Annotated in this window: 1 pseudogene; it reads right to left on the bottom strand. The window is 60.9% G+C overall.

Annotated features, from left to right (window positions below):
- Positions 1–284: pseudogene (locus ACSIPU_RS31225) on the bottom strand (DNA topoisomerase IV subunit A); the annotation flags it as partial.

Raw genomic sequence — 284 nt, 5'->3', positions numbered from 1 at the left:
ATTAGCGCTGTCCCGGCACGGTTGCGCGCCACCAGATCGTTGAAGGTACAGACGAAACCGTAGCCCGCGTCGGAAGCCATCAGCAGTTTCTGATCGTCGCTTTCCATTAGCATATGCTCCACGGTCGCGCCCGGCGGCAGGGTCAGTTTGCCGGTAAGCGGTTCACCCTGGCCACGCGCGGAAGGCAGAGTAATCGGATCGATGGCATAGCTGCGTCCGGTGGTATCGATAAACACCACCGGCTGGTTGCTCTTGCCCTTCGCCGAGGCTTTCCAGCTGTCGCC

The organism is Klebsiella sp. HN106 (assembly GCF_051209435.1).
Lineage (GTDB): Bacteria > Pseudomonadota > Gammaproteobacteria > Enterobacterales > Enterobacteriaceae > Klebsiella > Klebsiella oxytoca.
The sequence above is the reverse complement of the archived record's forward strand: the minus strand, read 5'-3'. Positions and strand labels throughout refer to the sequence as shown.